Source organism: Nostoc cycadae WK-1 (genome assembly GCF_002897135.1).
GTDB lineage: Bacteria > Cyanobacteriota > Cyanobacteriia > Cyanobacteriales > Nostocaceae > Nostoc_B.
In genome coordinates, this window is record NZ_DF978432.1 from 84,831 (window position 1) to 97,949 (window position 13,119).

General features: G+C 39.1%; 13 protein-coding genes. 10 read left to right on the plus strand and 3 right to left on the minus strand.

Annotated elements, in window-relative coordinates; genetic code table 11:
- The first annotated feature begins 20 nt into the window (after positions 1-20).
- From NCWK1_RS18065 to dnaX, 3 genes are all read left to right on the plus strand, one after another.
- Positions 21-1,013, plus strand: a complete 993-nt coding sequence (locus NCWK1_RS18065; protein ID WP_103125678.1) for a DUF5895 domain-containing protein — start codon at positions 21-23, stop codon at positions 1,011-1,013.
- 79 nt (positions 1,014-1,092) lie between these two features.
- A complete protein-coding gene (gene dnaN / locus NCWK1_RS18070; protein ID WP_103125679.1) occupies positions 1,093-2,427 on the plus strand; it encodes a DNA polymerase III subunit beta in 1,335 nt (444 codons plus the stop codon).
- 64 nt (positions 2,428-2,491) lie between these two features.
- On the plus strand, positions 2,492-3,781 hold the full coding sequence (dnaX, locus tag NCWK1_RS18075; RefSeq protein WP_103125680.1) for a DNA polymerase III subunit gamma/tau: 1,290 nt from the start codon (positions 2,492-2,494) through the stop codon (positions 3,779-3,781).
- 114 nt (positions 3,782-3,895) lie between these two features.
- Here dnaX and NCWK1_RS18080 read toward each other — a convergent pair whose 3' ends face one another.
- On the minus strand, positions 3,896-4,522 hold the full coding sequence (locus NCWK1_RS18080; RefSeq protein ID WP_103125786.1) for a 2-phosphoglycerate kinase: 627 nt from the start codon (positions 4,520-4,522) through the stop codon (positions 3,896-3,898).
- Between the two features lie 141 nt (positions 4,523-4,663).
- Between NCWK1_RS18080 and NCWK1_RS18085 the strand changes: the two genes are divergently transcribed.
- From NCWK1_RS18085 to NCWK1_RS18105, 5 genes are all read left to right on the plus strand, one after another.
- Complete coding sequence (locus NCWK1_RS18085) at positions 4,664-6,481, plus strand: 3'-5' exonuclease (protein ID WP_103125681.1); 1,818 nt, start codon at positions 4,664-4,666, stop codon at positions 6,479-6,481.
- Positions 6,482-6,569: 88 nt separating this feature from the next.
- Positions 6,570-7,352, plus strand: a complete 783-nt coding sequence (locus NCWK1_RS18090; protein ID WP_103125682.1) for a hypothetical protein — start codon at positions 6,570-6,572, stop codon at positions 7,350-7,352.
- A 123-nt stretch (positions 7,353-7,475) separates the two neighbouring features.
- On the plus strand, positions 7,476-8,435 hold the full coding sequence (gene holA / locus NCWK1_RS18095; protein WP_103125683.1) for a DNA polymerase III subunit delta: 960 nt from the start codon (positions 7,476-7,478) through the stop codon (positions 8,433-8,435).
- Positions 8,432-9,307, plus strand: coding sequence for an AAA family ATPase (locus NCWK1_RS18100; protein WP_103125684.1), 876 nt, complete (start codon positions 8,432-8,434; stop codon positions 9,305-9,307). Before holA ends, NCWK1_RS18100 begins: the two co-directional genes overlap by 4 nt.
- 78 nt (positions 9,308-9,385) lie before the next feature.
- Complete coding sequence (locus tag NCWK1_RS18105) at positions 9,386-10,057, plus strand: hypothetical protein (RefSeq protein ID WP_103125685.1); 672 nt, start codon at positions 9,386-9,388, stop codon at positions 10,055-10,057.
- Positions 10,058-10,060: 3 nt separating this feature from the next.
- On the opposite strand, the gene NCWK1_RS18110 is transcribed toward NCWK1_RS18105, so the two are convergent.
- Positions 10,061-10,759 (minus strand): hypothetical protein, encoded by a 699-nt coding sequence (locus NCWK1_RS18110; protein WP_103125686.1) that lies wholly within the window; start codon positions 10,757-10,759, stop codon positions 10,061-10,063.
- 41 nt (positions 10,760-10,800) lie between these two features.
- On the minus strand, positions 10,801-11,976 hold the full coding sequence (locus NCWK1_RS18115) for a hypothetical protein (RefSeq protein WP_103125687.1): 1,176 nt from the start codon (positions 11,974-11,976) through the stop codon (positions 10,801-10,803).
- 235 nt (positions 11,977-12,211) lie between these two features.
- Between NCWK1_RS18115 and ssb the strand changes: the two genes are divergently transcribed.
- Complete coding sequence (gene ssb / locus NCWK1_RS18120; RefSeq protein WP_017307534.1) at positions 12,212-12,595, plus strand: single-stranded DNA-binding protein; 384 nt, start codon at positions 12,212-12,214, stop codon at positions 12,593-12,595.
- Between the two features lie 73 nt (positions 12,596-12,668).
- Complete coding sequence (locus NCWK1_RS18125; protein WP_103125688.1) at positions 12,669-13,088, plus strand: hypothetical protein; 420 nt, start codon at positions 12,669-12,671, stop codon at positions 13,086-13,088.
- The last annotated feature ends 31 nt before the right edge of the window (positions 13,089-13,119 follow it).

Genomic DNA, 13,119 nt, shown 5'->3' on the forward strand with positions numbered 1-13,119 from the left:
GATTTCCATTAATTAAAATTATGGCAAGAAATCAAGCAAAGCCTACTAATTCTACTACTGAAGAAAGCACAGTATCCCAGTCTGAACCCCCTGAACAAACAGTTCAGAATAATACAAACATACAAAAGCGTAAATTAGCTATTTCTAAATTTGCAAATCCTGAGTACAATGCGCCGATTAGTAACATCTGCATCTGCCAAGTCATTAACCACATGGAAGCAGAAAAAGTCGGGTTGTTTATCAAAGATAAATACTTAGCAGCAATTAACTGGCAAGGACAAGAACCTACACACAAGCACACCTTCTCTAGTGGCACGCCAGAAATGGGAGTGTTGTTGCAATCGCCCAGGATGCACATTCTTGATGTTTCTCCCAGATATATTGAACAGCGCGATGACGGCAAGATTGTAGGAGTGTACGAATCACCTGATGGGTACGAAATGTACCAAGCACTTGGCAAAGATGCCGCAGTATTGAGAAGGTTCTACTTATTGCAACTTGTTGATGAAAATAATCATAACCTGCACTCAGTACCAATTGTCTTATCAATTAAAGGCGTTGCATCGTCAAAATTTGGCGAGGCTTATAAACAGTTCCAACGCGAACTAGAGGTTGCATTTGCCCGATTTACTAATGCAACTGTCGCTGAAAAACGTGCAGAGTTTCATCGCCTCGGTGTATTTCAACCCACTTTTACGCCATCTCTTGAACCTAAAGAAGCAGTCAACCAAAGAGATAAATCTTGGGTAGCAGTTGTCACTTCATATAAATCACCAAACCCCGATGGAAGCGATTTTCTCGAATTCTTCTCAGAAGGCAAAGAAATCGATATCCAAACCACAATGCAGGCAAATCCCGAATTCTCTCACCGCATCGGTAAAACATCAACTGTTGTAGCAGAACATAATCGCCTGGTAGGTGCAGCTGATATGCCAGTAGCAGCACTTCCTCCTAGTACAGCAGGTCAGACTTATACAGCATACAGTACTGAGATGGAAGAATTGCCATACTAAAAAAACTATCTCATGTAACCGAAAAGGGTGCTATTTCTAGCACCCGTTCAAACATCATTTACTAAAAGCAAAGTAACAAATGAAACTAAACATTGAACAATCTAAACTCGCAGAAATTCTAGAAACCGCTTATCTCGCAATTAGTCCTAAGCCTACTGACCCAATTTTAGGAAATGTCTTACTGATAGCAAATGAAGATGGGATAGTATCAGCAACAGGAACAAACCTTAACCTCACAATTCATACTACAACGACCGCTAATGTAGAAACGTCAGGTCAGGTAGCACTACCAGCCAAACTATTAACTGACACTATTAACAATGTCAGAGGAGAAATTACCTTAGAGGTAGAAAACCAAGCCTGCATAATTACTCACAATAGCGGTAAATGCCGTCTGATTGGCGGAAAACCTGACGAGTTTCCAACTCTTCCCAAGGGAGAAAATCCAATAGAAGTAAATTTAAGTGCCAAGAAACTCCAAGCTGCACTTGAAGGGACACTCTATTGCACCAATGGTGACGAAACAAAGTTAGTTTTAACTGGTGTCAACTTCAAAATTGATACCAATAAGTGGCAAGCTGCTAGTACAAATGGTCACAAATTAGCACTAGTCACAGGAATACTTGATAGCGAATATTCTGACCCAATTGACTTTACTGTTCCAGGTAAGTCACTTGGCGAGTTAAACAAAATTCTCTCTCAAAGTGCCGATACAAGCGTGTGCAATATTCTTCTATCAAATAAAACTATTGAGTTTAGTCTTCCTAATACAAAGGTCATTTCCCGACTTTTAGAGGGAGAATACCCCAAAATCAATAGTTTGATTCCCAGAACATTTGAGTATGAATTTACATTAGAACGCAAGGGATTTGAGAGCGCACTGAAGCGGGTAAGTTATCTAGCTGAACGCAAGCAAAAGGTTGTCAAAATTCTCTGGGAATTGGAAGCTACACAGGCAACACTATACACCGAAGCTACTGATATCGGGGATGCAGTTGACTCGGTACTGATGAAACCAGCAACTAATCATTCAGAAAACATCAGTATTGGATTAAATATCGACTACCTTATCGAAGGATTGAAGCACATCAGTACTGACGAAATCGTGGTGCGGTGTAACAAACCTACGCAACCAGTCATTATCTGCCCAATGGGAGGACTGCTCAATCAGCTGTATCTGGTAATGCCTGTAGAAATTAAGCAGGGGTTTGAAAAGGTAAATAACCAAAGTACAAAGACAGAAGCCAGCACTCAACCTGAGCCTAGCACTGAAGAAGTAACAGATGTAGTGCAGGCAACAAATGATAGTGAAAATTCTCAAATAGAATCACCATCTTTAGTGGCGAAAGATACTACTAAAGGTAAGTCAACCTCACGCTCGTCACGAACGAAAAAAGAAGCCGCGACTGCTTAAAAATTAAACTCCTTATCAGTGCAGTTGGTAAGGAGTAAATAAAACACTTTTAATCATCAAAACTATGTACCAACCACTACATCTCAAATACCGTCCCCAGACTCTTAGTGAAGTTATTGGGCAAGAACATATCGTTCGCACTCTTATAAATGCGATCGCTCTCCAAAAGATTGCACCTGCTTACCTATTTAGCGGCCCCAAAGGTACAGGCAAAACCAGTACCGCCCGCATCATCGCTAAATCCCTCAACTGTCAATCAAGCAATGAGCCGAAAACTAAGCCCTGTGGAGAATGCAATTCATGCAAGGGAATTACAGCATCTTCTTCTGTTGATGTAACCGAACTGGATGCAGCAAGCAATAGTGGGGTAGAACTGATCCGAGAGCTTATATCCACTATCCAATTTGCACCAGTGGAGAGTAGATTCAAAATATTCATTATTGATGAATGTCATGCCCTAAGTAGCCAATCGTGGCAAGCACTCCTCAAAACCATTGAAAGCCCTCCCCGTCATGTAGTATTTATCTTCTGCACAACCGAGTTACACAAAGTTCCAGAAACCATTGTCTCCCGTTGCCAAAAGTTTGACTTTAAGAGAGTTCCTGTCTCGCTAGTTGCAAGCTACCTAGAACAAATATCTCACCAAGAAAGTATCAACATTGCGCCATCAGCAGTTACCGCCGTAGCTAAAGCAAACAAGGGACATCTGCGCGACTCACTTAAACTACTAGACCAGTTAACCTTACTAGGTGAAGAGGAAATTACCTCTAACTGGGTTTGGGAACTATCAGGCACTATTCCTGAATACGATTTACTCACCGTCTGTGAAAATATCATCAAAGGAGAAATTACGGGCAATTTAGGCATCCTTCAAGATTGGATTGAATCTGGTAAACAGCCAACTGCTATCCATACAAGTCTTGTCAACTTCCTCAAAGACTTACTTGTGTGCAAAACTAATCCCAATGGCAGACATCTTACACAGCTAGAAGAGGACACCTGGGAGGAATTAGTAAGTATCTCGCAGTTGTGGAATATCGACCAGATCCGAAATGCGATCGCACTTTTAATGGCACGCCAAAATCTCATGCGGGATGAAGACGCGCACCTTTGGTTAGAAGCTACACTTATCGAGATAGTGCCAACCAACAAGGGTAGTCACCAATCACAACCCTGGAAAGATTGGAAAACTGCTCAAGATGCGATTAACTGGGGGAAGGAACAGTTACCCCACTTAACACAAGTGCAGTTACAAGAACACTGGCAAAAGCTAACACCTATTAATGGTAAAAAGGCACCTGCTTGGGTAGAAGCTGTCCAAAAGCTGCAACAAAAACAATTACAGCAAGCTTAACTGTAAACAGGGTTATAACTATGGTTATAACCCTCTATTTATAGTTCTTCAGTAACAATTAAAATGCCAAAACTACTAAGTGGCTTAATATTTATTTTCTCTTAAAAACCCCATTTACCAAACCTGTATCACTTCCATACATTTTTTTAAAAGTTCGTCTGCCACTGACACAGATTCTACGTCAATACATATAAATCCGAGATGTTCAACCTTCTCCCTCATGCGTTTATTATATAATAGGGTACGGTCTAAAAACTTTTGAATTAGGTGCTTTTTATCCTCACTTACATTATAAAAATTACTTTCACTAAAGATTCGGTAAGAGAAGAGTTGGTCACTAGCCGTAAGCCAAATCGCTTTAACACCATTTTCGCTAACTAAATTCCCTACAAATTCAGGCCATAATGCAGAGCCTTCAAGGATAAGGCATTCCGTTGATAAATCAGACGCATGAGAATGAACGATAATCTCGACTTGCGGTAACACATTTTTCTCATAATGCGACAATACATCTACAAAAAGAGCGTCAACAGACAAAGTTCCATAATGTTCTGCTACGTGTTCTGGAATAGCATTTCTATTTGCACCCACCCAAGGATGTCCAGGATGCCGAGCGAGTTTGTCTGTAGAACGATAACTCCAACCAAGCCTCGCCGCCAAAGATTGGCCAAGGGTGGATTTGCCTACATGAGAGGAGCCACCAATTAAAATCACTCGTGTTTTATTGCTTAATTCATTCATAAGTACTGATGAACCATGCTTATTTCTGTATTTATTTAATAAAATAACCAAATAAATTAACATTTACTACCACAGCAGCATACGCAGTTAAGTTGATAGTTAAAAATTAATATCAACATGAATTAGGAAAATCTCTAATTAATGAATTATAACCACAGAGATTTTGTAAAAAAATCTAGAGGAATAATCGTTGTTGATGAAGACAAACTAAACATTTATTGGAAAGACCCCTCTCCAATAAACCCTTGGCAGCCCAAAATACAACTCAAGCCGTATCAGGAACTTTTACAAATATTTGTTGATATCGAAACAGCAGGAATAAACCCATTTGAAAGCCGTATTTATGCTATTGGTTGTATGGATTCATGGGGATATTCTACTATTTTCATGGATATCTCAGAAGCTAAAATACTGACCAAATTTATCAACCATCTCAGTAAAAGAAATCCAGATGTCATTTTCACATATAACGGGATGTCATTTGATATTCCATTTATTATTACTCGATGCAACTTGCACGGTATAAAACACCCATTTAAAGTTGCATCTAAATCTCGGACTATTCGTACTGCCCAAGTACGGGGTGAGCCACTAAAAATTCAGGAGGTGTTCATCCGAAATAGCCAACACGTAGACATTTATATATGTGTTCTGAGGTGGGATTTCATAGCCAAAAAGCTAACTAACGGCAGATCGCTCAAAAAGGCTGTATTGGACATGGGACTGCGCCAGAACACTAGGCTAGTTCTTCCCTATGAGGAAATTCTCGCTTGTTGGAAAGATGGCCCCAACAGTAAGGGATGGAAACGCCTAAAAGAGTATCTTGTCTACGACCTTGAAGACACCCGGCTAATTGCGAATAGACTTGTACCCTCATACTATTACGAAGCACTAATTGTACCGGAAATGAATCTCCAGCAGCTAACACTTGCTGGTAATGGTACTAAATGGGAACGAATATTTGAGCATCATTATCCAGGCTATAAACCAAAACCCGATCGCAAGTACAAATTTCAAGGAGGGATGGCTTACTCTATTCCTGGACTGTATAGAAGGGTTGGATATGCAGATATTAGCTCAATGCACCCTTGGGCAATGCTAGATAAGGGTATTTGCTCAATTAAAGATACAGAACGTATTGGACTAAGTATTCTGCAATATTTGGTGAATGAAAAATTTAGGTTGGAACAACTTGCATCTGCTGGAGATATTGCTGCTAAGGAAAAAAGAGAATCCGTCAAGGTTTTAGCTAACTCCGAGTTTGGATTCTTCGGTACCTCTGAACTCGCCTTCAATGATATGGAGGCTGCTGCATTAGTTACAGCCTACAGTCGAAAAGTACTCAAGCTAATGATTGAAATTATCACTCGGCACGGTGGTACTCCTGTGGAAGTTGACACCGATGGAGTGTTTTTCACCCATCCCAACCCAGAAGAGGTACGTAGTTTACTTCAATCTCAATTGCCTAAAGGGATAACTGTCAAGCTAGAGTTTATCGCCGACGCTATGTTTATCCCCGAACGGGGAACCAAAAATTACCTTTTATGGCTTCCAGACGGGAAAATCATCACTAAAGGCAACTGGCGCAACCGCGATCGCTCTCAACTGGAGAAAGAGTTTTCTATTGAGTATTTAACCCTGCTAATTCAAAATGTATCAGTAGCAGAAGATTATTATGCACACATCAAATCCCAGATTTTATCAAGGGAATATCCAAAAGAAAAACTTGCAATCACACGCAAAATCAAAGAGGGCGAAAAAGAAATCCTCAAACTAGGGAAACCTGGAGATGTAGTCACTTACTATTACGGAATTAGCGGCATAACTAATATCAGCATTAATGAAATTTATTCCCGTCAATACTATCTTCACCTTATCGAAAAAAGGCGAGAAGAAATTCTCAAAATAGCTGCTCCTACAACACTAGAAAGTAACAAACGTCAGTTATCTCTTTTCTAAATGAACAAAGTTGAGATTTTAGGTAAATTTTGAAGCCACTAAATATAAAGGTTTTTCAAATTCATACATTCTCACTTGTCTGTAACTAATGAAAAATAAGTCCTCTTCTCGCAAGCCCAGGCTTAATAAAAAGCAAAAGGCTTGGGTAAACTCATTCCTTGCGTCTCATCCTAATGCCAGAGTTAGAACTATCTACGAATTAGATGGCGATCGCGTAGTTCAAATTGAGTGGTGGGAAAACACAAACCCAGTAATATTAGACCCAAAAACTTACATTCAAGGAATTATCAGCTACAACATGTGGGTCAAATTAAGAAAGTCTGGCGACCCCAGGAAAACAGCTGAGTTCTCTTATCGCATTACCCCACCAGAAAAACGAAGTGCATCATGGCACTTAACAGGTCAACTATCTCTAGAACTCCCCCAATGTTACGAAGTTGCAGAACCAAACAACCCAGTTATCATTAAATCAAAAAGGAGAAATACTAAAACCAAAAAAGTTAAAAAATTTCTTCAACATACTCTTCCTTTATCAGAGATTAGTGTTCAACTTCATACTACAAATATAGAAGATGATGGTGTTACTCTATGTGGACAAGAAATATTACTAGAAAACACACCACACTTACATTTAGATACTGGTAAAGACACTAAACTTCCCGAAGCTATAGTCAAAATTCTCTCAGAGAAACAAGCCAGCTTAAAGGAATTGGAAACAGCTATTACACTATACAATGTAACTGGTTATAGCGGAGTGATAGAGTACATTCAACAGTTAGATTCTTGGCGCAAATACTTGGGCAATAAACCAGTAGATAACCATATTGATAAAGACTCAATTCAAAATTTCGTACAACCAGTACAAACTTAAGTAAGTGTTTACTGGTCACACATAATAAATACCAAGCAAGCAGAAAGAGTTAATACTAACTCTTCTTTTTTTTACCACTGCTTATAACTAACGCATGATAATTAGATGTTTATCTAATTTGTGATGCCAGTATACCTATACTACGGCGAAGATACCTATTCGCTCAATCAAAAAATAAACTATTTGCTGAATCAAAATGTTCATGCTGAATGGAAAGCTTTTAACTACATTAAGCTATCTGGAAATGAGAAAAATATTGCTGCCAAGGTTTTTACTGAGGTTATGACGTTACCCTTTGGAGAGGGTAACAAAATTGTTCATACAGATAGCGATTATTTAATTGGAAGCTTATCAAATGAGGATAATAACCAAGAACTTGAAAATCAACTTTCTCGAATACCTGCAAGTAACATTCTTTTAATTACTAGTAACAAAAAGCCAGATTCCCGCAGAACAGTAGTGAAAACTATCTTAAAATATGCTCAACAAGAAGAGTTTCTTCTCGTTCCTTGTTGGGATAAAAAGGAGATAGTTAATTTGATAGAGAAGTATGCAGCTATCCATCAAGTTAAACTTACACCGGATGTGACCGATTATCTAGTCGAAGCAATTGGTAATAACACTGCACGAGCCGATAGCGAATTTGCTAAACTTGCTGTCTATGCAAGTGAAAAAATTATTTCTCTTGGGGAAATACAACAATTAGTTAGTAATCACAATACTGACTACCAAAAGCTTACTATGGCTATGTTAAGAAATCATTCAAACTTGGCAATAGCGCAGGTTGATAAACTAGTAGATAGTAATGAACATCCACTCAAAATAGTAGCAACTCTTACGTCAGTTTTTCGCACTTGGCTAATAACTAAAGTTGGCGTAGAAGCTAAATTATCTGACATGAAGATTGCAGAAATAGCCGAATTGAAGAACCCTAAAAGATTGTATTACCTCAAAGATGAAATCAAGTTTGTAGGCATTCAAAAACTGAAAAACAGCCTTACCTTACTTTTACAACTCGAAACGGAACTCAAAAGCGGCACTAACAATTTAACTAGTCGAATTATCGAAATTTGCACGATATGAAAAACAACTTATTTACAGAAATCATCGGACAACATACCGCCAAACTTCTACTAACTGAAGCAATCGAACGTAATCAAATTGCTCCCGCATACCTATTTAGCAGCGAAGTTGAGGGAGTAGGCAAAGGAAAAATTGCTTTGGCATTCGCAAATGCAATACTCTCAAGAAAAAGTCGCTCCGCGATCGCAGGAGAATCTAAACATCTAGACATCTTACAAATCAAACCAACCTATACCGAAAACACCTCCCAGCAGAAAAGTGTCCCTGCTATCCGAGTAGAACAGGTGCGCGAGGTAATTGAATTTCTCTCAACTAGTGCAGTCGAGGGCAAGCAAAAGGTAGTGATTATCTATGAAGCAGATATGCTCAATCCTACTGCCGCTAACAAACTTCTCAAGACGCTGGAAGAACCCAAAACTGGAACGTTTATTCTGATATCATCCTATCCTCAAAAGCTATTACCCACTATCAAGAGTAGGTGTCAAATCATACCTTTCCAAAGGTTAACTGATGAGGAGGTTATTTCTGTCCTTAAAGACCAACAAATTGAGGTAACAGAAAAAATACTAGCTATCAGTTCTGGCAGTCCTGGTCAAGCGATCGCCAATATTAAAATGTTAGCTTCCATCTCTCAAGAAATCACAAAGGAACTGGAAGTGCCTCCTGACGATATCCTCAAGGCACTCAGTTTGAGTAACTCCATCTCAAGCTGGAATCACCAGACGCAGTTATGGTTGCTTACCTACCTGCAATATAATTGGTGGCAGAAATTAAAAAGCACTAAGCTACTAGCTAAATTCACCCAAGCAAGAAAGCAATTACTGCATCACGTTACTCCTAGAAGCGTTTGGGATAACCTACTTCTGCCATAGTAAAACACACCATTATCAAAAAGCACTGCCAGTTAGAAGTATTTCTAGCTGGCAGTATTTGTTTACACATATAAAGATATGAACCAGCAGCACAGTTTATTCGATGTTGAAGAAACCATCCGTAACAGTAAAAGCCAAAAAACCAGCGAAATATTAAACCCTAGCACTAGAAAGATACTTCAACTACTAACCAGCCAAGGGATTAACAAAGCTGTAACAGCCAGCCTACTCGATCTAGCAGGAGCAAGTCGTGAAATTGTTCAGTACATCGCTGGGCCAATTGTCACTCAGCAGAACGGCTGGCAACAGTCAATTCCCACTTGGGTTTGGCACGCGATCGCAGTTGATAGATTAGATGCAGCTTTACAAGAGATAGACAAGGGAGAAGTAGGTAAACTTGCCTCTAGTAGTGAAGTTGTTGCACTGATGATGCCAATTGCTTTTGAAGTGCCGCTATCATCCGAATGGACAGATGTTTATCTGTGGGCAAGTTATAATGCCCTCGTTAGGCACAGACCTTTCAAGAATTTTAACTACGAAAACCTGTGGGAGAAGATGGGTACAACTCCGGTTTCGTATGACAAAATTCGCTCTGATTATGAAACCCTGGCTGCTGATATTCGTTCTCGTGTAGTCAAACACGCGGCGAAAGAGGGATGGGGTAAAAAGTCTTCAAAGAACAACAAACACCCTGTTACAGCAAATTCAACTGAAAGTAATACTAAGATGGAGCAATTGTCACTGTTTTAATAACTAATTGTTAGTACTTTTTTCAACACTCCTCCCAAATTCCTTCCTCTCTTTGTCCGTGAGAGGAGGAAGTTCTTCCTTGTAATAAAAATTGCCTAATTTCTGACACTGATTGACATAAATTCGTCTTGCTGAATCACTTGCCCTCAAGTCCTGACGCAAAAGTAATTTAAATGATTTTTCACGCTCCTTCAATTCTTTTGCTGCTACAAGAATTTCTGGTGATATGGCAGGATTTTCATAAGTAGAAGAAAGTTCCTCACTTGATGAATAGACCCTTAGTCTATTGCCAGCAGGTTGAGTTAGAAGACGCTGAGTATTATACGAACGCCATAGACCTAACTTTTCGCGCTGTAGTGACTCAATTTCAACCTCACCAACTCGGTCTGGAGTACTGCGCCGCACGTAGATAAAACAAGCTTTATCAGCCGCTACAGTCAAACTCACTTTTACACCATTACCATCAAAATAAAACGAGTCAATTAAGTCGTTCTCTGCACTAACTTCTCCAAGCTTCTCTTTAGTTGATAAATCAGGTAACACTTCTGAATTTAACGACGGCGTAGCATTATTAACATTAGCTGAAGATAATGAAGGCGTAGGTGAAGGATTTGATTCTATAGCTGAAACTTTATTTTCTTTTTCTGGAGATGAACATCCAGCCAGTAAGAATAATAATCCTATAAATAAATATTTTTTCATAAATATAAATTTGTCTCTATTAACCAACAGCAGAATATTAATTACTGTTTTCCATTAAAACGACCTGTTTGATAAAACTCAAGCAGGTTAGGAAAAGCTTTTTGTAGCAACCAGTTCCGCCCAATTTCTGATTCGGGAATATTTGAAGCAGCCATGTAATAACCACTTCTGTAAGCAGCTACACCTAAACAAGCTTGTAGGCTGGATATAGCCCGTGAAGAAACTGGAATAGCCATCAAATCTTGTATATGACTAGGATGATAATTTTGTCCTACCAGTAAAAAATGAACTAAAGTATGAACCAACCGGGATAAAACAACTGTTCGGTCTTGCCAACGTTCTAAACGGATCTTGATACGGAAGTAATTAGGTAAATCAGCTGCTTGAGATTCATCAAGGAACAAATCACTTTGGCTTTCGATAAAACTGAAATCCAAACCTATAAACTGTTTAAGAAAAACAAGGGTTTTGCCCCAACGCTCGTGTTCCTTAGTTTCAGGAGAGAATGCACCTTCTGAATATTGTGAGCCATACTTTTCTTGAAGCTGTGCAACCGCCTCTTGATTAATATCACCTTGCCAGTCAGATTCAACAAAAAACTCTTTTAAAATATCTTGCAAGTAGATGGATGAAAACTCACAGATATCTGGTGCTTCATCATCAAAATCATGTTCATAAGTATTAACAATAAATTTCTCTAACTCTATTTCTAGCTCTTGCTTTCTATTAACTGGCAGTAATGATTGAGCGTCTTCTAACGATAAAGGAAAATCTAAATAAGGATGTCCTTTGGCTAAGTAAGAATCACCCAAATCTGCCAAACTTTCAAGCGCAAGAGTCCGGGCAAAATACTCATCTTGTGGGTGTACGCATATCCCCTCTAATTCCTTATCCACCAACATCATAGTAATTGCCAGTAGAGCAAACCATGAAGCATCGTGCAAACAAGTTGGTAAATCAGCAATTAAATCTACTAACTTCAGTTCTAGATTTTCTCCCCAAACGCCTATCCTAGCGGTATTGGAAACATCACAAAAATGCTCAACCTCTTCTCCAACAGATGTTTCTCCTAACCAAGTAAGATTTTCTACTTGCAAAGGTGAAGAGTAGTCAGGAGCAAGCTGACTTTGGCTGTCTTCATCGAACTGTATCCACATCAAAGCCAAGAGCATCAGCTTACAAATACTTACTCGCTTCAGGAGAAGATATTCAAGCATAAGTCATTACTTATAATTTTTAGATACATACGACGACATTTGCGATCCCACCATAGCACAAGATAATTTGTTGTTCCTTAGTAAAAACCGCAATGCTATGAGAAACAGGGATAAAAAATAACTCACAAGTATGAATCAAAAAGTGTGCTTTAAATAAAACAATTCGTCAAAATGATAAATCCTAAAAAAACTAATGCTGACGCAGCAATAAAAGAAATATATCGATTCTCGCTTTATGAACTATATCAACAAAGTCATGCTAGTTGGCAGATGTGGACAAGAACCTGACCTGAAATATTTCGAGTCGGGAGCAGTTAAAGCTTCAATCTCTATTGCAGTAAGACCGCCCTACAGAAGTGAACAAGCCCTTTGGTTTGATTTAGTCGCTTGGGGAAATCAAGCAGAAGTGATCGGAAATTACGTTCGTAAAGGGACTCAGATTGCAATTACTGGTGAGTTTGGATTTGATCGTTGGGCTGATAAAAATTCTGGCACTATGCGGCAAAAACCTGTAATCACAATCAACGCCATCGAATTACTAGGTTCACCCCGTAAGGAAGAATCTACATCTACTTCTGTACCAAACGAAACACAGGCTGTAGCTAACGCAAATTTTTAGAAAATTACAAATCGCCTATGCAGTATAAATCATAGGCGATCAACCATCTAATCAATCTACAAACCAAACGACCATGATTCATAATACTGCAACTATTAATCTTAAATCAGTGAACACAACCCACGACAAAGAAGGTTCCTTGATTGCTTTTGGGATTGCTGAATTCTACTACCGTTCCAAGGAAGGAGTCGTTACTGACGAGATACCATTCCGTTCCAAAGGCGCACCTGCTGTCCTCATCAACGAACAAGGGGAAGGCGTACATGGTACAGCAGAAGGATATCTTGATTTAGTGGTAGATAACAGAGGTGAGTACAAAGAAAAGATTGCCACATTCGTAATTAGAAACTTTATCTCAGCACAACCGATTAACGAACTCACCCAAGTTAGCAAAAACTCTCACTCGCCTGAAACTCCCGATTTTGCTAAGGAACTACTAGAAGATAACGTTACTTCGACAAATGAAGACCTAGACGAAGAACCCCCATTTTAGAACCAATTAACTGAATAATGCTAGTCCAGAC

Coding starts and splice junctions, on each gene's coding strand:
- NCWK1_RS18065 (WP_103125678.1), top strand. CDS start 21: ATGGCAAGAAATCAAGCAAAGCCTACTAATTCTACTACTGAAGAAAGC.
- NCWK1_RS18085 (WP_103125681.1), top strand. CDS start 4,664: ATGAATTATAACCACAGAGATTTTGTAAAAAAATCTAGAGGAATAATC.
- NCWK1_RS18100 (WP_103125684.1), top strand. CDS start 8,432: ATGAAAAACAACTTATTTACAGAAATCATCGGACAACATACCGCCAAA.
- NCWK1_RS18080 (WP_103125786.1), bottom strand. CDS start 4,522: ATGAATGAATTAAGCAATAAAACACGAGTGATTTTAATTGGTGGCTCC.
- dnaX (WP_103125680.1), top strand. CDS start 2,492: ATGTACCAACCACTACATCTCAAATACCGTCCCCAGACTCTTAGTGAA.
- dnaN (WP_103125679.1), top strand. CDS start 1,093: ATGAAACTAAACATTGAACAATCTAAACTCGCAGAAATTCTAGAAACC.
- NCWK1_RS18105 (WP_103125685.1), top strand. CDS start 9,386: ATGAACCAGCAGCACAGTTTATTCGATGTTGAAGAAACCATCCGTAAC.
- NCWK1_RS18125 (WP_103125688.1), top strand. CDS start 12,669: ATGATTCATAATACTGCAACTATTAATCTTAAATCAGTGAACACAACC.
- NCWK1_RS18110 (WP_103125686.1), bottom strand. CDS start 10,759: ATGAAAAAATATTTATTTATAGGATTATTATTCTTACTGGCTGGATGT.
- NCWK1_RS18115 (WP_103125687.1), bottom strand. CDS start 11,976: ATGCTTGAATATCTTCTCCTGAAGCGAGTAAGTATTTGTAAGCTGATG.
- holA (WP_103125683.1), top strand. CDS start 7,476: ATGCCAGTATACCTATACTACGGCGAAGATACCTATTCGCTCAATCAA.
- ssb (WP_017307534.1), top strand. CDS start 12,212: ATGAACTATATCAACAAAGTCATGCTAGTTGGCAGATGTGGACAAGAA.
- NCWK1_RS18090 (WP_103125682.1), top strand. CDS start 6,570: ATGAAAAATAAGTCCTCTTCTCGCAAGCCCAGGCTTAATAAAAAGCAA.